Annotated in this window: 24 protein-coding genes; 7 read left to right on the top strand and 17 right to left on the bottom strand. The window is 48.4% G+C overall.

Translation table 11 applies throughout. The features are described 5' to 3' along the window. Positions 1-17 precede the first annotated feature (17 nt). The 9 genes from MPL1_RS07320 to MPL1_RS07280 all read right to left on the bottom strand — a co-directional run bounded on the left by MPL1_RS07320 (position 18) and on the right by MPL1_RS07280 (position 9,867). Positions 18-1,451 carry a DUF3526 domain-containing protein gene (locus MPL1_RS07320; RefSeq protein WP_009726488.1) on the bottom strand — a complete coding sequence of 478 codons (1,434 nt, stop codon included), beginning with the start codon at positions 1,449-1,451 and terminating at the stop codon, positions 18-20. Further along, positions 1,451-3,454 carry a TonB-dependent receptor gene (locus MPL1_RS07315; RefSeq protein WP_009726487.1) on the bottom strand — a complete coding sequence of 668 codons (2,004 nt, stop codon included), beginning with the start codon at positions 3,452-3,454 and terminating at the stop codon, positions 1,451-1,453. The genes MPL1_RS07320 and MPL1_RS07315 overlap by 1 nt, the downstream gene beginning before the upstream one ends. 18 nt (positions 3,455-3,472) lie before the next feature. Then, on the bottom strand, positions 3,473-4,174 hold the full coding sequence (locus MPL1_RS07310) for an ABC transporter ATP-binding protein (protein ID WP_009726486.1): 702 nt from the start codon (positions 4,172-4,174) through the stop codon (positions 3,473-3,475). Between the two features lie 115 nt (positions 4,175-4,289). Further along, positions 4,290-4,745 carry a Fur family transcriptional regulator gene (locus MPL1_RS07305; protein WP_009726485.1) on the bottom strand — a complete coding sequence of 152 codons (456 nt, stop codon included), beginning with the start codon at positions 4,743-4,745 and terminating at the stop codon, positions 4,290-4,292. Continuing rightward, positions 4,742-5,344, bottom strand: coding sequence for a ZrgA family zinc uptake protein (locus MPL1_RS13435; protein WP_083859216.1), 603 nt, complete (start codon positions 5,342-5,344; stop codon positions 4,742-4,744). The genes MPL1_RS07305 and MPL1_RS13435 overlap by 4 nt, the downstream gene beginning before the upstream one ends. Positions 5,345-5,366: 22 nt before the next feature. Continuing rightward, positions 5,367-6,020 (bottom strand): DUF1826 domain-containing protein, encoded by a 654-nt coding sequence (locus MPL1_RS07295; RefSeq protein ID WP_009726483.1) that lies wholly within the window; start codon positions 6,018-6,020, stop codon positions 5,367-5,369. Next, complete coding sequence (gene zigA / locus MPL1_RS07290) at positions 6,020-7,234, bottom strand: zinc metallochaperone GTPase ZigA (protein WP_009726482.1); 1,215 nt, start codon at positions 7,232-7,234, stop codon at positions 6,020-6,022. The genes MPL1_RS07295 and zigA overlap by 1 nt, the downstream gene beginning before the upstream one ends. Then, positions 7,215-7,628, bottom strand: a complete 414-nt coding sequence (locus MPL1_RS07285) for a TraR/DksA C4-type zinc finger protein (RefSeq protein ID WP_009726481.1) — start codon at positions 7,626-7,628, stop codon at positions 7,215-7,217. Before MPL1_RS07285 ends, zigA begins: the two co-directional genes overlap by 20 nt. Positions 7,629-7,836: 208 nt before the next feature. After that, positions 7,837-9,867: an EAL domain-containing protein gene (locus MPL1_RS07280; RefSeq protein WP_161604012.1), complete on the bottom strand. Its 2,031-nt coding sequence runs from the start codon at positions 9,865-9,867 to the stop codon at positions 7,837-7,839. A 189-nt stretch (positions 9,868-10,056) separates the two neighbouring features. Between MPL1_RS07280 and MPL1_RS07275 the strand changes: the two genes are divergently transcribed. The 4 genes from MPL1_RS07275 (at position 10,057) to MPL1_RS07260 (ending at position 14,012) form a co-directional block, all read left to right on the top strand. Further along, positions 10,057-10,557, top strand: coding sequence for a hypothetical protein (locus MPL1_RS07275; protein ID WP_040576972.1), 501 nt, complete (start codon positions 10,057-10,059; stop codon positions 10,555-10,557). Positions 10,558-10,707: 150 nt separating this feature from the next. After that, positions 10,708-11,517, top strand: a complete 810-nt coding sequence (locus tag MPL1_RS07270) for an ion transporter (RefSeq protein WP_009726478.1) — start codon at positions 10,708-10,710, stop codon at positions 11,515-11,517. A gap of 70 nt (positions 11,518-11,587) precedes the next feature. Further along, on the top strand, positions 11,588-12,124 hold the full coding sequence (locus tag MPL1_RS07265) for a lipocalin family protein (protein WP_009726477.1): 537 nt from the start codon (positions 11,588-11,590) through the stop codon (positions 12,122-12,124). Positions 12,125-12,245: 121 nt separating this feature from the next. Next, the gene (locus tag MPL1_RS07260) at positions 12,246-14,012 is read left to right on the top strand and encodes an SLC13 family permease (protein WP_009726476.1); all 1,767 of its coding nucleotides are present in this window, start codon (positions 12,246-12,248) and stop codon (positions 14,010-14,012) included. A 7-nt stretch (positions 14,013-14,019) separates the two neighbouring features. Here the strand turns inward: MPL1_RS07260 and MPL1_RS07255 are convergent, their stop codons facing one another. Beyond that, a complete protein-coding gene (locus tag MPL1_RS07255; protein ID WP_009726475.1) occupies positions 14,020-14,952 on the bottom strand; it encodes a ZIP family metal transporter in 933 nt (310 codons plus the stop codon). A 282-nt stretch (positions 14,953-15,234) separates the two neighbouring features. On the opposite strand from MPL1_RS07255, the gene MPL1_RS07250 reads away from it, so the two are divergent. After that, complete coding sequence (locus MPL1_RS07250; RefSeq protein ID WP_235045549.1) at positions 15,235-15,618, top strand: hypothetical protein; 384 nt, start codon at positions 15,235-15,237, stop codon at positions 15,616-15,618. Positions 15,619-15,622: 4 nt separating this feature from the next. Here MPL1_RS07250 and cmoB read toward each other — a convergent pair whose 3' ends face one another. Genes cmoB through tsaB form a run of 3 tightly spaced genes read right to left on the bottom strand, consistent with a single transcriptional unit; the run spans position 15,623 to position 18,005 of the window. Then, on the bottom strand, positions 15,623-16,594 hold the full coding sequence (cmoB, locus tag MPL1_RS07245; RefSeq protein ID WP_009726473.1) for a tRNA 5-methoxyuridine(34)/uridine 5-oxyacetic acid(34) synthase CmoB: 972 nt from the start codon (positions 16,592-16,594) through the stop codon (positions 15,623-15,625). Further along, positions 16,591-17,322 carry a carboxy-S-adenosyl-L-methionine synthase CmoA gene (gene cmoA / locus MPL1_RS07240; RefSeq protein WP_009726472.1) on the bottom strand — a complete coding sequence of 244 codons (732 nt, stop codon included), beginning with the start codon at positions 17,320-17,322 and terminating at the stop codon, positions 16,591-16,593. Before cmoA ends, cmoB begins: the two co-directional genes overlap by 4 nt. Then, entirely contained in the window at positions 17,322-18,005 is a 684-nt protein-coding gene (gene tsaB, locus MPL1_RS07235; RefSeq protein ID WP_009726471.1) for a tRNA (adenosine(37)-N6)-threonylcarbamoyltransferase complex dimerization subunit type 1 TsaB, read from the bottom strand. Before tsaB ends, cmoA begins: the two co-directional genes overlap by 1 nt. Before the next feature lie 121 nt (positions 18,006-18,126). On the opposite strand from tsaB, the gene MPL1_RS14295 reads away from it, so the two are divergent. Both MPL1_RS14295 and MPL1_RS07230 read left to right on the top strand, forming a co-directional pair. Continuing rightward, positions 18,127-18,261: a hypothetical protein gene (locus MPL1_RS14295; protein ID WP_009726470.1), complete on the top strand. Its 135-nt coding sequence runs from the start codon at positions 18,127-18,129 to the stop codon at positions 18,259-18,261. 47 nt (positions 18,262-18,308) lie between these two features. Beyond that, entirely contained in the window at positions 18,309-18,545 is a 237-nt protein-coding gene (locus MPL1_RS07230) for a hypothetical protein (protein WP_009726469.1), read from the top strand. Between the two features lies 1 nt (position 18,546). Here MPL1_RS07230 and MPL1_RS07225 read toward each other — a convergent pair whose 3' ends face one another. The 4 genes from MPL1_RS07225 to MPL1_RS07210 all read right to left on the bottom strand — a co-directional run bounded on the left by MPL1_RS07225 (position 18,547) and on the right by MPL1_RS07210 (position 22,602). Next, entirely contained in the window at positions 18,547-19,125 is a 579-nt protein-coding gene (locus tag MPL1_RS07225) for a YceI family protein (protein WP_009726468.1), read from the bottom strand. Between the two features lie 16 nt (positions 19,126-19,141). Further along, entirely contained in the window at positions 19,142-19,684 is a 543-nt protein-coding gene (locus MPL1_RS07220) for a cytochrome b (RefSeq protein ID WP_009726467.1), read from the bottom strand. A 99-nt stretch (positions 19,685-19,783) separates the two neighbouring features. Further along, a complete protein-coding gene (locus tag MPL1_RS07215; protein ID WP_009726466.1) occupies positions 19,784-21,964 on the bottom strand; it encodes a YgiQ family radical SAM protein in 2,181 nt (726 codons plus the stop codon). A gap of 80 nt (positions 21,965-22,044) precedes the next feature. Then, complete coding sequence (locus MPL1_RS07210; protein ID WP_009726465.1) at positions 22,045-22,602, bottom strand: L,D-transpeptidase family protein; 558 nt, start codon at positions 22,600-22,602, stop codon at positions 22,045-22,047. Positions 22,603-22,686: the final 84 nt, after the last annotated feature.

Below are 22,686 nucleotides of genomic sequence, written 5' to 3'. Positions count from 1 at the left end.
CATCTTCCATGATTGCATCAGACTCGCGCTCCCCTGCTTTGGTTATATCGACCACCCAGGCCTGATAACAGTAACAACCAGACTAACCATGTCACTATCAGAGCAGTGCCCTGCTGTAGCGATTGACCGAGACTCTGTTCCGGTAACTCAAACATCTCAAAGTTTTGCCAGAAGTCCTGACTCAACCGTGTTTGCCGATCATGAGCCAAATCCACTTCATAAGTATGCAGTTGATTGAGCTGTTGAATAAGCTCATAGCGATAGCTTTCGGCCTGTACTTCGAAGTAATAAAAACTTGCTGCATCACTGGCCGCCAGCCGCGATGACAGCTCGGCAGTCAACATATAAGGTGACAACAGCGCAAACCCTCTGAACAAGCGGTTTTGTCGCTCTGCCTGTTGCAACAATTGTTGATATTGCTCGGTGAAGACTTCACTGGTGATGCGTTCACCCTCTGTCATCACCAGGCCTCGCCAGTTGACTGGCAAATCTTCCACTGAACTTACCCCGTACTCATCGAGCACGGACTGTCGAAATGCACTGAAATGAGGATCATCCGGGTTATGTGAGTCGCCAACCTCTGCAATCAACTGCTCTAGTTGGGCTTCAAAACTGGCTCTATCTGGCATCGGATACCAGTGCGCTCCCAGTGAAAAGCTCAACTTTGGCAGCATGACCACCAGGACAGCCCAGAGCAGTACCGCCTGCAACAAGGCTTGATAACTGCTCGCTGCATATTGCGACAGTGTCAGAATGAGCATGATCCATATCAGACTGTAGCCCAGATACAGTACAAACAGTCCAAACAGTCGAGTCATGTCAACCGCGGCAGACGCGCCACTGGCCATGAATAACAGGGCAATGGCAAATATCATCAACAAAAAAAGCAGTGATATCAGTAAATAAGCCGCAGCCTTACCCAGCCATAACTGTCTGAGACTCACTCCCATGCTGAGCAATAGACGCAGTGTTCCACGTTCGCGCTCCTGACTGATACTGGCAAAGGCAATTGTCACCAACACCAGCGGCCATAACACCAAAATGATGGTGGCAGCTGATAGATAGCCCAAGCCCATATAGGCGGTACTGTGCATGTATTGTCTGAAGTGACTGCTGTTCTGGCGATGAGCTTCCAGAAACAAGGCATTGCCGACAAACGGATTCACGCCAGCATCGAGAAAATTAAGTGCCGACAGAGTACGAAAAGCCATCGTGCCGTAATGCGCAACGCGATGTGGATGCCGATCCGGCTGTGCTTGCCAGGCGGCGTCGTTCTCTGCCTGCCAGTGTGCCTGCATTTCAGTAAAGTCCCGCTGCTGCTGCCAATGCGCAGCAGCAACCAGCAAGGTCAACAACAGCAACAAAGGTCCAAGCAGCCTAAGGGTTCGGCTTCTGGCCTGTTTTTGCAGCTCATGACGAAATACACCAGCAATCATTTTCGTATCTGTCATCAGAAACGGTACAGCACGGAAACGCTGGCATTGATACCGTCACCTGGGGAGTGAATGGTGTCGACCGGACTGCCACTATCACCGAAGTCATAGACGTATTCGTAGTAACGATTGAACAGATTATTTACCTGAAAATTAATATTGCCCCAGCCGGTATCATAATCAAGGCTCAAATCGACCAAGGTGTATTGACCGAACTTGCCGCCACGGTTTTGCTCGTTAACGTAGGAACCACCTTGAGTATGGACATGCAGGCGACTAGTCAGCTTGGGTGTGACCAGATAATTCAGGCCCATCGATCCCACATAGTCCGGGATACTTCTTAATGAATTACCCTTGTTACCGTCGGCGCTGGTACGAATTTCCGAGTCGATAAACGACATATTGCCCCATAACAGCAGTGCCGGATTGATTTGCCAGTTCACACCGACATCTGTGCCCTTGCGCAGGGTTTTACCGACGTTGCGCGGTGTGCCATCCACCACCACAAATTCATCCTTGGCCGCCTGCTGCCAATAGGAAACCCGCAGATCAACATCGGCTGTCATTGCCCACATCACGCCCAGCTCCCAGCCATCATTGATGGAAACATCGCGGGCATTGCGATCACCTGTGGTATAGGCATCAGCACCAAACGGATGCTGAAAACTGCGACCATAGTTGGCAAATAAAGTGACCGTATCGGTCGGGTGCACAAACAGGTTCAGTTTCGGTTGAACAATACTGCCAAAGTCATAAATACTGCGTGATGTCTTGACACCGGCGGCATCGCGCTGATTGAACGAACCATTCAGCCGGTCAACACGCACCGCTGCATTCCAGTCGATATATTGATTAGGCGAGTGGCTGAGTTGCAGATAACTGCCTTTGGTATTGAAGTTATAACGGAAATTGCGTGATACCGCACTGGTGTCACGTGCTCGGCGATTGTCAATGGTGCCAAAACGCTGTTCAACCACGTTCTGGTAATCCATATCAACGCCCCAGGTCATGGCCCATTGGTCATTGATATCCCAGACCAGGGTAGAAATAAAGCCTTTATGCAATTGATCGTCATAACGATTTTGCAGAGAACCGGCCTCACTGAAACGTACCCAGCGCTCGCGTTCGTAGGTGTTGTAATAAGCCTTGACCGACCAGTCGAGTTGATCCGACAGCGCGGTATCAAAATGCAGACTGTAAGACTGTTGTGATTTGTCACCACCATCTTGCCTTGCATAAGCTGCAGAGCGACGTGGATGACGTCTGGCTTCATCACGGGGCAGATAACCTGGCGCATCGGCATCATAGCCTGCAACTCGGGCAATAAAGCCCAGCGTGGTTAGATCACTGAGATCATAAAACCAGCGTCCGGATACCGAGTATTTTTCAACATCAAAATTATCCCGATAGCCGCCACTTTTTCGATAGCCGGCAAAATAGCTGTGTTGCAGTGCACCACTCTGCTCACCCCAATAGGCTTGCAACTCTCGAGCATTAAAGCTGCCCACGGTCGCCTCGACCATGCGACCAACGTCGGATCGGGTGGTGATGTTGTAGTTACCGGCGACGTTAAATGCACCATAGCGTGGATCGCTATTGCCCTTGAACACCTGAACCGAATCAATATTCTGTGGAAACAACTGATCCATCTCGCTGTAGCCATTGTGCAGATTGGCTGGTATGCCATCGATCAGCAGTTTTGCATGAGGTGTGCTGCCTTCGGCAGCAAAACCACGAATACCAATATCAGTATTAATGATGCCCTGATTGTATCTGGCAAAATACACTCCAGGCACCTTGGTAAACAGCTCCATAGTGTTATCGATATGTAGCTGGGCCAGCTCTTCACGTGAAATGACATCATGTGAACCAGCCAAGTGTGTCGTTGCATAATCAGGGCGGCTGCCAATCACCAATATCGTGTCAGGGCTGCGTAAAACTGCGTCATCATCAGCATTAACGACAGCTGGAATGGCACTGCTGGCCGTGATCATGATTGCTGAAAGTGTCCTTAATTTCATTCTGTAAGTATTCCTTGCTCAAGCGGCAAAATTGTCGAAGTATCGCTGGGTAATTCGCTCCAGTGACACACCCTTGTTTTCAATCAAATCAATAATTTTCCCCCGGCTCATAATGGCGATCTGATCAGCCAACAAATGTGCGCACTGCAAATCGTGGGTGACGATCAACACCGAAGCCTGTTGTGCTTTCAGGGTCTGCACAACGGCAATAAAGTCGCGTGTGGCGACCGGGTCCAAACCCGATGTCGGCTCATCCATCAAAACCAATCGAGCTTGTTTCAATATGGCAAAGGCAATGGCTACTTTCTGACGCATGCCTTTAGAAAAGCCGCCGACCAAACGATGATGGAACTCTTCAGCAAGCCCAGCCGTTTTCAGTGCAGCATGGATATCGGCGTTTGCGGTGGCTGTATTGGAAAGCTCTGCCAGATAAGCAATGTTCTCGACAGCACTGAACTCGTCATAAAGATTGACGTTTTCAGGCACATACATGATTTTGTTTCTTCTTAACTCACGATCTGCAAGCAGATCGACACCGTCCAGTAGTGCTTTGCCGCCACTTGGCATTTCAAAACCCAGTAGCATATTCAATGTGGTGGTTTTACCAGCACCATTGGCACCCAACAAACAAAAAACCTCTCCGGCGTTCACCGTAAAGCTGATATCGTCCACAGCCGTATGCTCAGCAAACTGTTTGCTGAGATTTTTAACTTCCAACATGATGCTTTCCTGTATTGATGTCGGGCTCGAAACGCACAATGGCTTATCACCCTTAACAACAAGATATGATATATCGTTCTTACGATAAGCGGATCGATAGGTTGTTCAAAACAGGTTATCGACAGTTTTCGCAGAGACCATGTAACTCGAGTTGTGGACTATTGAGTTGAAAGTCCACGGTGCCAACACTTTCCTGCAAGGCCGAGATAACTTCTCGGTTGATACCGACTTCACGCACGTGGTGGCATTTATCGCAAATAAGAAATTGGGGAATCTCATGTGAGTGACTACAGGCGATGTGCGCGCAGGCAATAAACTTATTAGTCGAGCTGAGTTTGTGCACCAGATTGTTCTGTGCCAGGAAATCCAGCATTCGATACACCGACATGACCGGGATATTTTCAGAGTGCTGCTCACGGTAATGATCAGCAATTTCGTATGCCGATAAGGGTGAATCGGAAGCTGCCAGTATCGTCAGAATGTGTCTGCGCTTAAGGGTCAGACGTGCGCCATTGTCAGCGCACTGCTTTTCAGCCTGGTGGAGTATTTTTTCAAGTTTTGCGGAAGTCATTCCGCGATCCTGATCTGAGAATGGTTCGGCGTCAAGTTGAGTTGTTGCTGACCATGATCAGTGACAAGCTGAACATTGATGCTACTGATATCCGGGAAATGCTGGAACAGAGTGATATCAATGACGCTAATCGATGAGGCAGCTTCACAGTCGAAAAGGTACTCGGCTTCAATATCGACATGATCTGCATGATTTTCCGTCGTATCAAACGGATTGTTAATGATCAGTTGTTGCAGTGAACAGGCACCATTGTTGACCTTAAAAACATTGTCAGGCTGTTGTAGCTTGCTCAGAGCTTGTTCTAACTGAGCTTGCTGTGCCGCGTCGCCTGGCTGATGTTCAAAGCCGACGATATCCATCGCCGGTGACTGCAGGCTTAACATCAGCTGATTTTCTGCGATGATGACATCAAGATGAGCCAGGCCATGAACATGAGCGCCATGATGTCGGTGGTCATCAGCATGGTGATGATCATGTGCATGGCTGTGATGGTCATCATGTGAATGGGAATGGCCGTGATCGTGGTGATGATCCCCATGACCATAGACCTGAGAAGACAGCATTAATGGCAATAGCGCTACGAACAACGATATTCGCATTGGTCCATATCCTCTTTATTAGTTACTCAGCAAAATCCAGTGTTAATAACAAACGTTTTTCATCAATATTGATGGCAGGTGATCGATGCACAATACCGTATCCACTATTGCCATGCCAGCCATCGCCTTTAAGCAATGCGACGTCACCCGTATTGAGTTGCTGGATCATAGCCGGGTCGCAGTAGATTCCAGACAGATGATCGGGCAAGCCTGCGGCACCAGCGCCAAGTTTACTTCTATCAACAGTCGCTTCCGGTAGCCATTGCGTGGCAGCGCCTGCATAGCTGGTCACCAACCGGCATGGCAAGTGATCGGTATGAAATCTTGGACACATGGTATTGTCGATAATACTCAGTCTGATTCCGACGCGTTCCAGTTCAAACAAATCAGCAAACATCTCGACCAATCCAGCTACATCTTTGACAAAATCCAAACGCCCCGTTTTGTCAGGCAATCCATCAATGAGGTGTTGCGTAGTACTGGCAGGCTCAACAATGCTTCGAAGTTGAAGTGCCACAGATTGCTGGCAAAGCAGTTCAGCATAGTCCACAACTTGTCGCGCAAGACTACGATTCCAGACGGCCAGATTCACTTCAGCATCATAAATTCGAGTCATCACCATAGGCTCATCAGCAAACACGCTGATCGGAGAATAAGGCTGGTTTTCGGCAAGCATCAGGCGACCTCATCCCAAGCAGGAAATGGATCCGGCATCGTTTCCCACAGCGTCTTGCCGGCCAGTAATTCGGCATCACTGAGCAAGCATTGATCCAGTTGCTCGGTGATCAAATGCTGATCGAGATTCTGGCCAATAAACACCAGCTCCTGACGCATATCGCCAAATGGTTCTTGCCAGTTTTCCAAAATGACCGCGCGTGAAGCCTCATCTTCCGGCCAGCGATCCTCAGGCACAGCTTTCCAGAACATTCCAGCAAAACCATAACGTGCAATACCACCCGCCTGATTCCATTGACAGGCAAACTGTGGTCGACTGGCCAGCCAGAAATACCCTTTAGAGCGAATCAGCTTGCCCGAGGGCCATTTTTGATGCAGAAAATCATGGAACTTTTGTGGGTGAAATGGCCTTCTCGCAATGTAGGCAAAACTGCTAATGCCATACTCTTCGGTTTCAGGCACATGTTCGCCTCGCATTTCCTTTAACCAACCCGCAGCCTGCTCAGCACGTTCGAAACTAAAAGCTCCCGTTCCAAGAACTTTATCCAGAGGCACCTTGCCGTGATCAATGGCAATGATTTCGGCTTCAGGATTGAGGCTTTTCAGAATGGCCGAGACTTCTGCCTGTTGTGTCTGGCTGCATAAATCTGTTTTGCTGAGCAAAATCACATCACAAAATTCAATCTGATCAACCAGCAAATCTGCCACGCTGCGCTGATCTTCTTCGCCAAGACTTTCACCAGTTTCTTGCAGGTATTTTGCTTCATTGTAATCACGCAGAAAATTGACTGCATCAACCACAGTCACCATGGTATCGAGACGTGCTACATCTGACAGACTGATGCCATCCTCATCTGCAAAGGTGAAGGTTTCGGCGACAGGTAATGGTTCAGAAATACCGGTGGACTCAATGACCAGATAATCAAATTTGCCTGCTTCCGCCAATGCACGCACTTCAACCAGCAAATCCTCACGCAAGGTGCAGCAAATGCAACCATTGCTCATCTCAACCAGTTTTTCCTCGGCACGATTGAGCTGTACATCGTTTTGGACTTGTTTGGCATCGATGTTGATTTCACTCATATCGTTGACAATAACAGCCACTCGCCGGCCCTGCCGATTGTGCAGTATGTGATTGAGCACCGTGGTTTTACCGGCGCCAAGAAATCCCGACAGCACGGTCACCGGCAGGCGTTTATCGTTGCTTGTGGTCATAGTTGAGTTCTCTTTTTTCATTGAGTTGTTTAACGTCCGTGCAATATTCCGCTGTCGGACGAATCAACAACCGGGCAATACCAATAGGTTCACCAGTTTCAAGACAATAGCCATAATCACCGGTTTGAATGCGCCTGCGCGCAGCGTCAATTTTGGGTATCAATTGTCGCTTTCTGTCTGCAATTCTTATGGCGATTTGCGCTTCCTCCTCAAGCGTGGCTCTGTCTGAGACATCGCTAACCTGGCCGCTCATATCCATGTCCTGTCGAAGCCGTTCTATTTCTTCCTGGGTTTCCTGTTTGGTTCGCAGCAACAGTTCATCAAAAAACGCCAGTTGTTCGGCATTCATGTAGTCCTCTTCTGGTGCTTGCAACAGGCTTTGTTCATCCAACATCTGTGACACCTTCTTTCGGTGGAAAAATGATGATGTTTACTCAGTGCATCTTCGCACTGAAATACTCATCCACTTCTCTTGATACAGCGCTATGTCTGTGTGATGTTAACGCCTGAACACACAGACGCAGGCCGTCTAAAACAACTATAGGATATATCATATCATTAAATCTGCAAGTAGAACTGTCAGCCAAGATGGTGTTTCAGTTTTAGCGAATGATAGATTGGATTTGTTCGAGGATATCGTTGAAATTTGGTTGCAGAGTAAGATAAAGCTGACGGCTCTCTGAGATCTTACCTTGCTGTTGCAGCTCGGAAAGTGACTGACCATGACGATGTAATTCTGCATGCCAGCCGCTTAGTGCAGCGAGCGTATTACCATCAAAAAGATCTTGTTGTCTGGCCCGATCAAGCCAAATACCACAATGACAAAGATGTGGATTGAGAATCGGTGGAGTTTGTCCTTGGATTTCATCGTGATTGATGACGACATCAAGTTGTTCAAGCCAAAAGCAGGTGTAGTGATAAAAAAGACTGAGTTGGGAGTTTCTGCCCTGCGATCGAATTCCGCGCATGCTAGTCCACTCAGCAATGCCGCGAAAGGCATTCAAAAACAGGTTGATTAAATCCATCGGCATGGGTTTGGCAATAGCATAACCTTGAGCCAGGTCGCAGCCCATGGCCAGAAGGATCTCGCCATGTTTGATTGACTCTACCCCTTCTGCCAGTACGGTTACGTTAAATGATTGTGCCAGTGCAATCACGCCCTCTACGATCTTGCAATCTTCAGGATTGATCAGCATCTGCCGGACAAAGAGCTGATCAATTTTCACCAGTGACACCGGTAGGTTTCTGATATGTGTCAATGATGAATAACCAGTGCCGAAATCATCCAGTGCGGTACTGATGCCGTAATGCGATGCCAGCTTGCTGATGACCTTGCGTATCAGCGTCAAATCACTGAGACGATTACTCTCGAGAATTTCTATCTGTAATCGGGATAAATCCAGATCGGCGTATTTGTGAGCAAACTGTTCCAAATCAACAAAAAAAGAACGAAAACACAAATGTCCAGCCGAGAGGTTGATGCTCAATTGATATTGCCAACCGCGATTTTGCCACTGCGACAAAGTTTCAAGCGCTCGTTGTATTACCCAGTTGCCAAGCTTGACTTCCAGATCAGTATCGTAAATGGCACTGATGAACTTGTCTGGCGTCAACAGCCCACGCTCAGGGTGACGCCAACGAATCAACGCCTCAAAACCAAAAATCTTACCGGTGCTGAGTCTTATCTTGGGCTGAAAGAACAGCTCCAGCTGATCTTCATCAATCGCTGTGGCAATCTCGCGACGTTGCTGGTTTTTTTCAGCAATCTCTACGGCTTCGCTTGTATCGTAACGACAATATTTGCCTTTACCATCCATTTTGGCATTCAGCATTGCCTGATCAGCGTGTCTTATCAGAGTATCCAGATTATCCGTATCTTCGGGATATAGGGTGTAGCCGATTGAGGCACTGATCACTACTGATTGGCCAGATACTGTTGTGATTGGTGCAGATAACAATGACTGAATCCGCTCAAGTGCTCGTTCACACTCTACGTGATCATGAATGTCGCTGAGCAACACGACAAATTCATCACCGGCATAACGGTGAATCATTCTAACCTTGGCAAATTGATGGATTCTATTGGGTATTTCAGCCAGTACATGCTCACCAGCGTCTGTTCCGTACTGCTGATTAACGCTAATGAAATCATCCAGATCGAAAAAACAAATCGCCAGCTGATGTTTGTTTGTCTGTTTCAGTTGATCAAAGGTCTGCTGTAAAACAGTTCGATTGGATGCGGCTTCATTGCGGTATTGGCAATATCTGTCAGAGGCTTGTGCCAAGGATTGTCGGCCTGGAATATTAATATGGCTGATAAAAAATAATCCGGACTGCAATTCCATCTGCCTGACACTGCAGTTAGCGTGACTGGCATCACCGTTTTTGTGCTGGGAATTTACACAACCTTGCCAGATTCCATTTTGCCTTAAATCATCCATGATCTGGCTAAAGAGTTCGCCACTCTCACCGATACTTAGGAAAGGGACTTTTTTACCAAGCAACTCTTCGCGCGTGAATCCAGTCATCAGACGAATAGCTTCATTGACCTCAAGGATACATTGGTCTTCATCCGTGATGATGATGCCTTCATCGGTGCAATTGAAGGCTGCTTCCAGAAGTGCGTTTCTCAATGTAACAAGCTCCATTAACCATCAGCTGATAAGCCTCATTCAGAGGGTATTCACAGCTGATTCACGTCTGATTTTGCAGACTTCCTAAGCTGAATTTAACTCTGATGATGACCAGAGTAAATACCAGTGGTAATGAAGCTACCTGTGGTAACTAACTATGTCAATAACAACTGTTTACACTCCTGTTTAATGAGCGAACGCAAAGGCCCCTTTGGTCTCCGCTTGCCAGGCACATTATTCGACTGGCTCAAGAGTGAGGCTGATCACAGCAGCAGAAGCACCACGAGTGAGGCGCTTTTCCAATTGCGAAACAGCCTCGATCGAGAGTTTTGCGATGAGCAGGTGGAAAACTTCATCAAAAACAACCCGCCCAGTGACAATACAGAGGCTTTTGGCCTCAGAATTCCGGATGACCTGAAAGCCATCCTGAAGATGCACAGTGACAATCATCAGATGAGTCTTAACCAGGAAATCGTGATGCGCCTGGCTTCAGAAAAGCATCATCGCTCAATCAGCAACGACGTAATCCATGCGCATGCTAATGGCAATGGTTTCGATGGAGAAACGATGAAGATCACAGACAGCGAAAAACAGTTCCTGCTGGTATTTCGTAAACTCAATACCAGCAATAAAGAACTTATCATTCGCTTAATCAAAAATCTGGGAGACTCAGCACAAAACCAGGTTTAATCCAAGGCTACCTTCCAATTATTCGACCTGCTGTCTCGCGGACAGAGTCCTGCTCACGATTCTATTCACGCTCATCATTGTCATCAGGGCTTGCCTGATTGATCGGAATCGTTATGATCGCCAGTCATTTTAACTTCACGGAAGCAGGCAATGAGCACACTGTCAGCGAGCCCCAACTCATGGCAATCGCGGTTTGAGCGGTTGCGCCAGGATCGCATGTTCGAACTTGTCGTGGTTGGCGTCATTATTTTTTCGGCGCTGGTCACCGGTGCCAAGACATACGATATCCCGCAACAGATTTTGACTCTGGTTGATATTCTCGATTACGGCATCACCCTGTTTTTTCTAACCGAAATCTCGGTGCGCTTTTTTGCAGAACAACGCAAACGCGATTTTTTCAAAAGCGGCTGGAATATTTTCGACACCCTGATAGTCGCCGTCAGCTTGATTCCTGTTCAGGATAGTGAAATGGCCTATGTGGCAAGGTTGATCAGAATATTCCGTGTACTGCGAATGGTCTCGGTGATTCCCGAGTTACGGCTATTACTCAATTCTCTGATACGTGCTCTGCCCCAACTGGGTTATGTCGCACTGCTGATGTTTATCATTGTTTACATCTACGCTGCTGTTGGTACAACATTTTTCGCCAGTATCAACGAGCATTTGTGGGGCGACATCGCGGTTGCAATGCTGACTTTATTTCGCGTGATGACCTTTGAAAGCTGGACTGGCGTCATGTACGAAACCATGGAGGTCTATCCTTTTAGCTGGATTTTCTACCTCAGCTTTATTTTTCTGAATGCCTTTGCTTTTCTGAATATGCTGATCGGCATCGTGGTGAATGTGATGGAACAAGAACGCGCTGAAGAGCGAGCAGAAGCCATGCAAAATGAACTGACTTTGCAGGACTTGGCTAACCAGATTGCAGAGTTAAAACAGCTTCTCAAACAAAAAAGCTGACCTAGGCCGAGCTTTCACGCCCGGTTCACAACCCACTCATAACAATGCTCGAAAACACAGGAGCATTGTTATGAAGGCTTTATTACGCCGTTTTACATGGTTAGGTCTGCTAGCCACTCTGGCTGGCTGCGCCAGCACTTCACACCCGCCAATCCAGACCGTTGACTATGTGGACCTGGAGCGATTTATGGGGGACTGGTATGTCATCGCAAACATCCCAACGTTCATCGAAAGAGACGCTCATAATGCTGTTGAACGTTACGATTTGAACCCGGATGGCACGATTGCGACGACCTTCAGTTTCCGCCGAGGCAGCTTTGACGGCCCAGAAAAGGTCTATCGTCCCAAAGGTTTTGTGCGCGATACCGACTCCAATAGCGTTTGGGGTATGCAATTTATCTGGCCCATCAAGGCTGATTTTCGAATTGTCTATCTGGACGATGCATACAGCCAGACCATCATCGGTCGAAACAAACGCGACTATGTCTGGATCATGGCAAGAACACCGCAAATCCCTGAGGCTGACTATCAGCGCTTGCTCGACTTGCTTGATCAGCAAGGGTACGACGTTGACAAGATTCAAAAAGTACCACAAAGCTGGCCTTGATGACTTGACATACCGCCACTCATATTCAATAAGTTAATATACAATTAACCTAATATTATTTTATAAAATATTAACGACTGGCCCATAATGTGCCGTTTTGAAGACTGATGTGGGATTTGTTATGGACTGGCAAGCATGGTTTGCACTCGCGATCACCCTGGGTGTGCTGCTCAGCCTGATACTGACAAGTGTCCGTCCACACGTGGCCATGCTGATAGCGCTGACTCTTCTGAGCGCATCAGGCATCCTTACAGCAGGCGAAGCATTATCAGGATTCAGTAATAGCGGACTCATTACTGTTGCCGCCATGTTTGTTGTTGCCGCTGGCATCCACTCATCCGGTGGTATCGATATTTTGGTGCGAAAGTTATTGGGTAATCCGAAAACCACTCGCGGCGCCTATGCACGTATTTTCAGTCCTGTGGTGTTGTTAAGCGCTTTTCTCAATAACACTCCGGTGGTTGCCACTATGATTCCAGCCATCAACGTCTGGGCACAAAAAATCGGCATCAATCCTTCCAAAATCATGATACCGCTCAGCTACACAGCCATTCTCGGTGGCACATTGACGCTAATTGGCACCAGCACCAATCTGGTGGTAAACGGTCAATACCAATCTCTGACCGGTGAAGCCGGTTTTTCGATATTTTCTATCACCATTATTGGTCTGCCAGTGGCTATCGCTGGCTTGTTGTTCATGTGGGTGTTTTTCCCCAAATGGTTGCCTGATTTAAACAAGCGACAAGCTTTCAAGAATGTCCGCGAATTCACACTGGAAGTTTCTGTCGAGCAAAATGGGCCACTGGTTGGCAAAAGTGTCCGTGAAGCCGGGCTGCGTGATCTGAAAAGTGTTTATCTGGTTGAAATCGACCGTAACGGAACGGTGTTGACCGCTGTTGCTTCAGAAGAACGACTCCAAGGCGGCGATCGACTGGTATTTGCGGGTGACACCCAGGGCATTACCGATCTGTTGCGTATTCGAGGCATAGAACCCTCTACCAATGCCAACAGCAGTGCACTTGATGATGAACGCCCGGAACGCTGCCTGGTGGAAGCAGTGGTTTCTCCACATTGCGCCTCAATTGGCGAAGCGATTCGTGAAGCCAGGTTTTTGGAGCGCTATGGCGCCGTTGTTCTGGCAGTCGCTCGAAATGGCGAACGGGTCGAAGGCAATCTGAGCAATATCATCTTGTCTGCCGGTGACACTTTGCTGCTGGAGGCTCGGCCAGCCTTTGTCAGTCGTCAGCGCTACAACAAAGACTTTCTGTTAATTAATGACCTTGATACCGAACAGCCACGTCACAACAAAGCCTATCTGTCCTGGGCGATCTTAATTACGCTGGTTGCAGCGGCAGGCTTTGGCTTTATCAGCATGCTTAACGCCGCACTGATTGGTGCCAGTCTGATGCTGCTAACCGGCTGTTTGTCGATTAGCCAGGCAGAAAAAAGTCTGGATCTGACCGTTATTATCACCATCGCCGGCTCTTTTGCGCTTGGCATGGCACTACAGAAAACAGGCGTCGCCAGCACTATCGCTGAAAATATTATTTCATTCAGCCAAAACAAACCCTGGCTGATGCTTTTACTAACTTATCTGGTGGTGTCCCTGTTAACAGAAATGATCACCAATAATGCAGCCGCGGTGCTGATGGTGCCGATTGTGCTTGAAATGACGGCCAAAGCTGGCTTGAGTAATGAGCCGTTTATTTTTGCCATCATGATGGCTGCCTCGGCCAGCTTTGCAACGCCGTTGGGCTATCAGACCAACCTGATGGTCTATGGTCCCGGTGGCTACCGATTCAAGGATTTCATCAAGGTAGGCATACCTATGAATATTCTGGTGTGCATCACCACCATGACCGTGCTTTTGCTTATTTGGCCTCTCTGAGTGAATTTTAGCCCAGCAAGGTATCAAGCAGCATAATCAGAAAAAATCCGGCCATCAGTCCCAGGGTGGCCGGTGTTTGATGCCCGTTACGGTGGGTTTCCGGGATCACTTCATGTGACACGACAAACAACATGGCACCTGCAGCAATACCGAGTCCCAGGGGATAGGATACGGGCGCACCACTCGCCATCAAAATTCCAAACAAGGCTCCAAGCGGTTCAACCAATCCAGTAGCGGCAGCTATCGCAACAGCTTTGGCTGCTGGCATGTTGATGCGGCGTAAAGCCAGTACCACTGCCAAACCTTCAGGTATGTTCTGCAAAGCAATGGCCGCCGTCATCGGAATGCCAACAGACAAATCTCCATCTGTGAAGCCAACCCCGATTGCCATGCCCTCCGGGAAGTTATGAAGCGCAATTGCCAGTACAAATAAACTGACCCGGCCCACTTGTTGATGGCCGGCGCCACAAGGGCCAGTGTGTTGATGCTCGTGTGGCAGAAAGTGATCCAGGCCCAGCATGAGCAATACCCCAAAAGACATGCCGAGAATGATCAGCAACACCCCCAATAGCGTGTTGGCTGTCAGCACTTCAGCGACTTCGAGGCCAGGCAAAATCAGGGAAAATACTGTGGCGGCAAGCATCATGCCTGCAGCCACGCCCAGCATGCTGTCTTCAACGATGTCTGGTGTTTTTTTGACGATAATCCCCGGCAAAGCCCCCAGAGCTGTTGACGCCGCACCCAACATGCCGGCCAGTAAGGCCCATCTTAGATATTGAGGCTCGATATCAGTAAACAACTGCATCAGTGACAGCAAGACCATCAACAGCACTGACATCAAAGACAAGGCCAGTCCCAAAGAAACAAATGGTCGCTCCAGCAGCAACACTCTCCAGCCAATAAAGACCGTCTTTAATGAGGTTTTAGTCGCGGTTTGCATCAAACTTCTCGGTAATTAAATTAAGTATTCCGACGATTGTGATCAATATAGCCGAGTTTTTCGACACTTTTGGTTTTTAGTGAACTGAAAGCTGTCGAACAAACTGTTCACTCTCTGCTACTCGCTCTAATGCCTGACACAATTTTGCTAAGGCGCTGATTTATCAGGATTAGTCCAGGCTGTTTTAAGGAAAATTATCCCGTTTTTACGGGATAGTTTGCTCATTCGATGAAGTCATAGCCGTATTCTAATAACAGACTGTCAAAACGACTGGGGCACGACTTGATTTCAACCACAAAAATTCACTGGAGCGTGTTGTTGGCCTGCGGCATATTGGCTGTACCAGCAGATGCGTCACTTGAACTATTAGCAGGTGTTGAGGCTGGTATTGATACCGACACGGCAATGACTTCCAGCGATCTGGATCGAACCCAGCAAGTATTGTCTACCCGCGAGCCAGGTCAGTCACATGCTTGGCATAACAGTGAAACCGGTATCCAATACGAAATCGAAATCAGATACCCATACACCTACGGGCTATTTCCCTGCCTCGCCTACAATCTGACTATTCGCCAACAAAATAACACTGAAACCAAGTCACTCGATGCCTGTAAAAGCAGAAATGGGCACTGGGTCTCGGTGATGCCCAGCAGCCAGATTTTTTAAAATATCAAGGAGCTTCGGCAATAAAAATTGCGCGTTTTGGGGCCGGGTAACCCTCAACCGTCTTGCTCAGATCTTTCGGATCAAGAAAATCCTTGAGTGACTCAAAAGTCATCCATTCAGTGCTGCGTTGCTCATCAAGACTGGTTATATTCACATCCACACAGCGAACCTGTTTGAAGCCACAACGTCGCAACCAGTTTTCCATGGTCAGCGCCGAAGGAAAAAACCAAACATTTTTCATTTTGGCATAACGCTGTTGCGGCATCAGGGCCATGCCCTCTGGACCATCGATAATCAGCGTTTCCAGCACCAGCTCGCCTCCAGGACGCAGGCAATCTCGAAGTTCAAAAAGATGTTTCAGCGGTGAACGCCGATGATAAAGCACGCCCATGGAGAATACCGTATCGAAGCAGTGCAGCTTTTCAGGCAACTGTTCAATGCCAACAGGCAATACCGTATGTTTTGTGGAGCCAATGTAGTGCTGCATCAACTGATATTGCATGACAAACACCAGGGTTGGATCAATACCCACCACCCAATCAGCTCCCGCACCTTCCATGCGCCAGCCGTGATAACCATTACCGCCGCCAACATCCAACACGCGGCGACCTTTCATGGGACTAATGTGTGGCAATAGCCTTTGCCATTTCCAGTCTGATCGCCATTCAGTATCAATGTTGACGCCAAATAGCTGGTAAGGACCTTTTCGCCAGGGATGAAACTGCTTGAGCAACGCAATGAAATGCCCTCGATCGTAATGTTCAAGGTCTGCTGATTGCCCAATCGAAACGCTGTCCAGCAAATCAATCACACTCGGTTTTACTTGCGGCAGTTGCGCCAAAGCTGCTTGCCAACCGGCCATTTTGCCATGTCGATCAATAGCCATTTTGGCCGGAATTTGTTCACGGAGCAGTGCCGCCCACTGACTCAGCTTGCGTTGCTCAAGCTGCTCAAAAAAAGCGTTGTACTGACTCATTTGACGGCCAGTATTGATGCAAAATTAAAACATTGAAACCAGAGCCCTGCTGAACTGAAGCCAGCAGAGGACAGACGCTGGCAATGTGCTTCCAGCGACTCGGGAATCAGCACATTTTCAAGCGCACTGCGTTTTTGACTGATTTCCAGATCGCTATAGCCATTGGCTCTTTTGAATTCGTGATGTAGGTCTGTCAATAACTGTTGTTGCTGCTGCTCAAAACTGAGCTTTTCCGACAATATCAACACGCCGCCGGGTTTGAGGCCGCGATAAATTTGCTCAATCACCGTGGTTCTTAATTCTGGACGAATAAACTGTAGCGTAAAGTTCATCACCACTACCGATGCCTGACTGATTTCAACATCCAGGATATCCGCAAGTTGAAATTCGATTCGTTGCGCCGCGCCAGGAATTTTTGCCGCAATCTGCTGAGCTTTTTCAATCATCGCCATGGAGTTGTCTACGGCAATCACTTTACATTCAGGTTGCTTGATATATTCATGCATCGCCAGGCTCACTGCGCCAAGCGAACACCCCAGGTCATAGCAGTTCGAATCAGCTTGAGCATAAGCGCCTGCCGTCACACCGATCATTGAAATCAATGTGCCATAGCCCGGAACCGAACGCTGAATCATGTCAGGAAAAACGCTGACAACCCGTTCATCAAACCTGAAGTCGACCATTTCTGCTAAAGGCGAACGATAAAGCGTGTCTGATTTTCCAACCATTAGTGTGCTGCCTTTTTTTGCGCAACGTTATTTCGCAGATACACCGGCAAGGCGTGAGCAGCCGGGAACAGTCGCCCCTGCTGTGCTTCAACATCGGCCAATTTGGCAATCATGGTTGCCTGGGGTAACAGATCAGGCAGGATGCCGGATAATTGATTGGCAAAATTTTGCTGTAACTCGTTTTGGTAAACCGTCCAACCACTGCCCGCCCCGGTCCAAACCCCTGGCCCCTCAGGTCTGAACACAGCCGGCGCAGACACCTGCTCTTCAGAACAGGGCACAGCCAAACCATGCTGATTGACAAATGAACCACTGTAAATTTCACCCATTCGTGCATCCATCGCCACGGCAATCTGCTGACAATCGGTCGACTCAATGGCAGCCTGGGCAACTGCTGCCAGCGTCGAAACAGGAATCACCGGCAGATCTCGTGCAAAAGCAATGCCCTGTGCCACTGATACGGCAACACGAACCCCGGTAAATGATCCGGGCCCACGACCAAACGCCACAGCATCAATTGCTGCTATCTCTGTACCTGCATCATTGAAAAGCGAATTCATCATCCCCAATATGCGTTGCGAGTGCTCACGCTGAGTCATGATGGATTGTTCAAATAATTGACCTTCAAACAATAATGCTACGGAGCAGGATTCTGTTGAGGTATCGAGGGCGAGAATATTCATTCGTTTCCAAGTCGTCACAATGCTGTCACAGCGGCACATTATAGTGCATACACATAAGACTCTGTTGCGCACATCGTGCCAACGAGAAATTCGTCAATGTTAACTTTAAGGAGGAAAAGGTATGTCACTTATCATTGATTTGATTTATATCACTCGTGAACTGACCAAGCTGGCTTATACGGTTATCACCTCTCCTTTTGCAATTGTTGCCGGATTGCTGATGCTGGGAGGCATGACAGCCCCTGATATGGCGTGATCAATCTGGCACAATGTGTGTGTTGAATGCGGAGCAGGAGCGCACACATGAGCACACAATCACGCGCGATGGAAATGTTGGTGTCTAACCAGTGGGATGCAGCGCATCAGCTGATTCAAAATGAATCTGATCCATTGTCATGCCAGATTCATGGACTGCTGCATCTTATTGAAGGTGATCGTGGTAATGCTGCCTATTGGTACCAGCGCGCGGGTTTGGCGCTTCCAGAGTGCAGCATCGAATCTGAAAAAGAACGCCTGCTTTCGCAGGCGTTCCAGAAATAAATTACTGACGAATTCCCTCGACAGACAACACTAAATAGACTTCCTGAGAACCGGGGCCCAAACGAGTGACATCAATACCATAGTCGGCAATGGTAAAGCTGGTTTCGCCATGGAATCCAACACGATATCCACCCCAGGGATCGGTACCTTCACCGACTTTTTCAACGTCAATAACCAGTGGGTTGGTCACGCCATGCAGTGTAAAATCGCCTGTCATTTTCATTGTGCCGTCTTCGTTGACTTCAACTGAGGTCGAAACAAAACGTGCTTCTGGATAACGGCTGACGTCCAGGAAATCATCACTGCGTAAATGACGATCTCGTTCAGCGAAGTTGGTGTCGATGCTGTTGGTATTGATCACAACCTCGATTGAAGATGCTTCGGGATTATCAGCGTCCCAAAAGAAATTTCCGGAAAACTCGTTAAAACGCCCACTCATCCAGCTAAACCCCAGATGCTGGATACGAAAATCAATAAAGGCATGTGCTTTTTCAGTATCAATCACATATTCAGCAGCCTGAGCGGGTAAAAAAAGACTACTGGCCAGCAGCATTGAAGTGGCAAAGGCGGTTTTTTTCATTAAGGTTCTCCTAAGGTTAAAACGGCAACATGCGTTTCAGCGTTGCGTCTTTGTTGATGAAATGATGTTTTAAAGCGGCAAGTGCGTGAACTGAGGCCAGCCCAATCAACAGCCAGGCAGCCCATAAGTGCAGCTGTCCGATGAAGTCGGCACTATCGGGAGGCAAATTCATGATTGAAGGCAGTCGGAATTGATCAAAAATCACCAGGGCTTGCCCCTGGGCAGTTACAATCAGATAGCCGGACAGACCGAGAAAAAGAATGAGCAGATTCATGCTCTGATGAACCAGTCTGGCAATAAGATGCTGCCAGCGCGGCATTTCTGTCAGCGCCTTGACCGGCGATAACAGCAACACCAGCCACCGAATAAAGACCAGTGCAAACACCACGGCGCCAATGCCTTTGTGCCACCAAGGCCCTTTGTAATACCAGGGGTCGTAATAGCCAAGACCGACCATCCACAAGCCAAGTGCAAACAAGCCAATCGTGGACAATGCAACTGTCCAGTGCAACAGCAGGCTAATCAATCCGTACCTTTCTGCAGTGTTGCCTAGTCGCATCATTCTCTCCCTGTCATGCATGCTTGAGTTGTCATGCTAAGACTGTTCAAAAATGCAAATGTTCGCGGGAATAAATTCCTGACTTAGCCAGTGAACATCTCACCTTCTGCGTGAACGTGATGCTTTGCCTTTGGTCGACTTGGGCCGAGTGTGCTGTGTCTTGAATTGCGTCGTTTTTGCAGCTGGCTTTGCTTTACGGCTGATACGTTTTCCTTCACCAGCATCACCAGTTCCTGCAGGTTGAAAGGTCGGGATCAGGTGTTTTTTGCCATTGCCTATAAGATCTGCCCGTCCCATACGTTTCAGTGCATCACGCAACATTGGCCAGTTTTCCGGATCGTGATAACGCAGAAAAGCTTTGTGCAATCGGCGCACTTTTAGGCCTTTGGGAACACTGATATCCCCGCCTTTTCTTCGAACCTTGTGCAAGGTGTCCTTACCCGAGTGATACATCGCAGCCGCAGCCGACATGGGTGATGGCAGATACGCTTGCACCTGATCAGCTCGAAAACCATTACGTTTGAGCCAGATGGCAAGATTCATCATATCTTCATCGGTAGTGCCGGGATGCGCTGCGATGAAGTATGGAATCAGGTACTGCTCCTTGCCTGCGGCTTTGGAGTATTTATCGAACATGGCCTTGAACTTGTCATAGGTGCCGATGCCCGGTTTCATCATCTGTGCCAGTGGACCGTTTTCAGTATGCTCAGGCGCAATTTTCAGATAGCCGCCGACATGATGAGTAACCAATTCCTTGACGTACTCTGGTGACAGCACCGCAAGATCGTAGCGCAGGCCTGAAGCAATCAATATTTTCTTGATACCGGGTAATTGTCGAGCACGCCGATATAAGTGAATCAGCGGCGTGTGATCGGTATTGAGGTTTTTACAGACCCCAGGAAACACACAGGAGAGTCTTCTGCAGCTCGCCTCTATCTCTGGATCATTACAGGCAAGCCGATACATGTTGGCAGTTGGACCGCCCAAATCAGAAATAATACCGGTAAAGCCTGGTGTGGTATCACGAATGGCTTCGATCTCGCGGATGATCGAGTCTTCACTGCGGCTCTGAATAATCCGTCCTTCATGCTCAGTGATTGAACAAAAAGTACAACCACCAAAACAACCACGCATGATGTTGACTGAAAATCGAATCATTTCGTAAGCCGGTATGTTTTGTTCGGCGTAGGACTGGTGAGGAACCCGGCTGTATGGCAGATCAAATACCGCATCCATTTCATGTGTGGTCAACGGAATCGGTGGCGGGTTTAACCAGACATCCTGCTCACCATGTTGTTGGACCAACGCCAAGGCATTGCCAGGGTTTGTTTCCAGATGAAGAATTCTGGAGGTATGGGCATAAATGACCGGATCGTCTTTGACTTGCTCAAAGGCCGGCAGGCGGATCACGGTTTTATCCGCATTGCGTGGAGACACACGATGGATTCGAATGACTTTGCCAGCGGATTCGCTCTGTTCAGATTGACTGGATTCTCGCGACTCCTCGCAGCTGGCCTCGGTTTGCATCTGATAGGGGTCAATCGGCGGGTTGAGTTTTCCAGGCGTATCCACGCTGGTGGAGTCTTTTTCCCACCACCCTTCGCGACGTGCATGCTTGGTCAAAAAGGCAGTTCCGCGAATATCGTTAAGTGATTTAACAGGCTCACCCGCCGCCAGACGATGGGCGATCTCAACAACTTGCCTTTCACCGTTGCCGTAGACCAGCAAGTCTGCCTTGGCATCCATGATGACACTTCTGCGGACTTTTTCTGACCAATAGTCAAAATGCGCAATTCGGCGCAGACTGGCCTCAATACCGCCAATCACGATGGGTACCTCTTTGAAGGCTTCTCGACATCGCTGGCTGTACACTACAACACTGCGATCAGGGCGTTTACCCCCTTCACCACCGGCGGTGTAGGCATCGTTACGACGAATTTTTTTATCCGATGTATATCGATTGACCATCGAATCCATATTGCCGCCGGTCACCCCGAAAAACAGATTGGGTTTGCCAAGACGACGAAAATCTTCGGCACTGGTCCAGTCGGGCTGGGAAATGATGCCAACACGGAAGCCCTGGGATTCCAGCAATCTGCCTATCAGCGCCATACCAAAGCTTGGATGGTCAACATAGGCATCCCCGGTGACGATGATAATGTCACAACTGTCCCAGCCGAGCAGGTCCATTTCCGCACGTGAAACAGGCAATTGCGGTGCTACACCAAAACGGTGAGCCCAATATTTGCGGTAGGAAAATAAATCAGGTGCGGCTTGCATGAGACCTCAGCCAGTCAGAAAACAACATAATCTGCAATTTTAGCAAATAATGATGTGATTCCGCTGACTGATTGGCCCGATTATTCGAGAATGGTGATGTTAGTGCCTTCTCTGATGTACATCAGCAACTCTTTGACTTCGTGATTGCGCATGGCGATGCAGCCCTGAGTCCAGTTGGCGACATCGTGAATACTCAATCTTTCTTCAGTTTCTTCGCCAATGCCGTGAATGCCAATGGCGCCCCCAAGCGGCGTATTCTGCGGTGGCAATTCACCGTAAACGTGAGCTTGCAGGATGGCGCGATATTGTTCACGCGTGATTAGACCATCACGCAAGCCTCTGCGAGCATCATCCATGTTCGGGTAGTTCATCTGTAAAAATGTGTGCCAACGATCACTGGGGCGCACTTCGGTGATCCGATAGGTGCCCAGTGGGGTTCGACGATCACCTTCCATCTGCTTGTGTTCACGACCACCGCTGCCCAATGCCACGTGAAAGGTCCGCAGCGTGAGATCGTCCTGTTTGACCAGTAATTTGTTCTGCGAATGCACAACAATCAGTTCAACTGTGCTTGCTTTTGCTATTGTCACCGTCGTCAAAAAGCAACTTGCCAGTACCAGCCATACACTAAACTTCATTGACTCCCCCCTGAAACGGAAAACGGACCGTTTTTCTGTGCAATATATTGTCTTCATTTTTCTGATATTTCAATACCCTGCATG

Source organism: Methylophaga lonarensis MPL (genome assembly GCF_000349205.1).
Taxonomy (GTDB): Bacteria; Pseudomonadota; Gammaproteobacteria; order Nitrosococcales; family Methylophagaceae; genus Methylophaga; species Methylophaga lonarensis.
This window is presented reverse-complemented; position numbering and strand designations above follow the sequence as displayed.

Bases quoted from the DNA above. Each gene is read 5' to 3' on its own strand.
- MPL1_RS07320 (WP_009726488.1), bottom strand. From the start codon at position 1,451: ATGACAGATACGAAAATGATTGCTGGTGTATTTCGTCATGAGCTGCAA.
- MPL1_RS07315 (WP_009726487.1), bottom strand. From the start codon at position 3,454: ATGAAATTAAGGACACTTTCAGCAATCATGATCACGGCCAGCAGTGCC.
- MPL1_RS07310 (WP_009726486.1), bottom strand. From the start codon at position 4,174: ATGTTGGAAGTTAAAAATCTCAGCAAACAGTTTGCTGAGCATACGGCT.
- MPL1_RS07305 (WP_009726485.1), bottom strand. From the start codon at position 4,745: ATGACTTCCGCAAAACTTGAAAAAATACTCCACCAGGCTGAAAAGCAG.
- MPL1_RS13435 (WP_083859216.1), bottom strand. From the start codon at position 5,344: ATGCGAATATCGTTGTTCGTAGCGCTATTGCCATTAATGCTGTCTTCT.
- MPL1_RS07295 (WP_009726483.1), bottom strand. From the start codon at position 6,020: ATGCTTGCCGAAAACCAGCCTTATTCTCCGATCAGCGTGTTTGCTGAT.
- zigA (WP_009726482.1), bottom strand. From the start codon at position 7,234: ATGACCACAAGCAACGATAAACGCCTGCCGGTGACCGTGCTGTCGGGA.
- MPL1_RS07285 (WP_009726481.1), bottom strand. From the start codon at position 7,628: ATGTTGGATGAACAAAGCCTGTTGCAAGCACCAGAAGAGGACTACATG.
- MPL1_RS07275 (WP_040576972.1), top strand. From the start codon at position 10,057: ATGAGCGAACGCAAAGGCCCCTTTGGTCTCCGCTTGCCAGGCACATTA.
- MPL1_RS07270 (WP_009726478.1), top strand. From the start codon at position 10,708: ATGAGCACACTGTCAGCGAGCCCCAACTCATGGCAATCGCGGTTTGAG.
- MPL1_RS07265 (WP_009726477.1), top strand. From the start codon at position 11,588: ATGAAGGCTTTATTACGCCGTTTTACATGGTTAGGTCTGCTAGCCACT.
- MPL1_RS07260 (WP_009726476.1), top strand. From the start codon at position 12,246: ATGGACTGGCAAGCATGGTTTGCACTCGCGATCACCCTGGGTGTGCTG.
- MPL1_RS07255 (WP_009726475.1), bottom strand. From the start codon at position 14,952: ATGCAAACCGCGACTAAAACCTCATTAAAGACGGTCTTTATTGGCTGG.
- cmoB (WP_009726473.1), bottom strand. From the start codon at position 16,594: ATGAGTCAGTACAACGCTTTTTTTGAGCAGCTTGAGCAACGCAAGCTG.
- cmoA (WP_009726472.1), bottom strand. From the start codon at position 17,322: ATGGTTGGAAAATCAGACACGCTTTATCGTTCGCCTTTAGCAGAAATG.
- tsaB (WP_009726471.1), bottom strand. From the start codon at position 18,005: ATGAATATTCTCGCCCTCGATACCTCAACAGAATCCTGCTCCGTAGCA.
- MPL1_RS14295 (WP_009726470.1), top strand. From the start codon at position 18,127: ATGTCACTTATCATTGATTTGATTTATATCACTCGTGAACTGACCAAG.
- MPL1_RS07230 (WP_009726469.1), top strand. From the start codon at position 18,309: ATGAGCACACAATCACGCGCGATGGAAATGTTGGTGTCTAACCAGTGG.
- MPL1_RS07225 (WP_009726468.1), bottom strand. From the start codon at position 19,125: ATGAAAAAAACCGCCTTTGCCACTTCAATGCTGCTGGCCAGTAGTCTT.
- MPL1_RS07220 (WP_009726467.1), bottom strand. From the start codon at position 19,684: ATGCGACTAGGCAACACTGCAGAAAGGTACGGATTGATTAGCCTGCTG.
- MPL1_RS07215 (WP_009726466.1), bottom strand. From the start codon at position 21,964: ATGCAAGCCGCACCTGATTTATTTTCCTACCGCAAATATTGGGCTCAC.
- MPL1_RS07210 (WP_009726465.1), bottom strand. From the start codon at position 22,602: ATGAAGTTTAGTGTATGGCTGGTACTGGCAAGTTGCTTTTTGACGACG.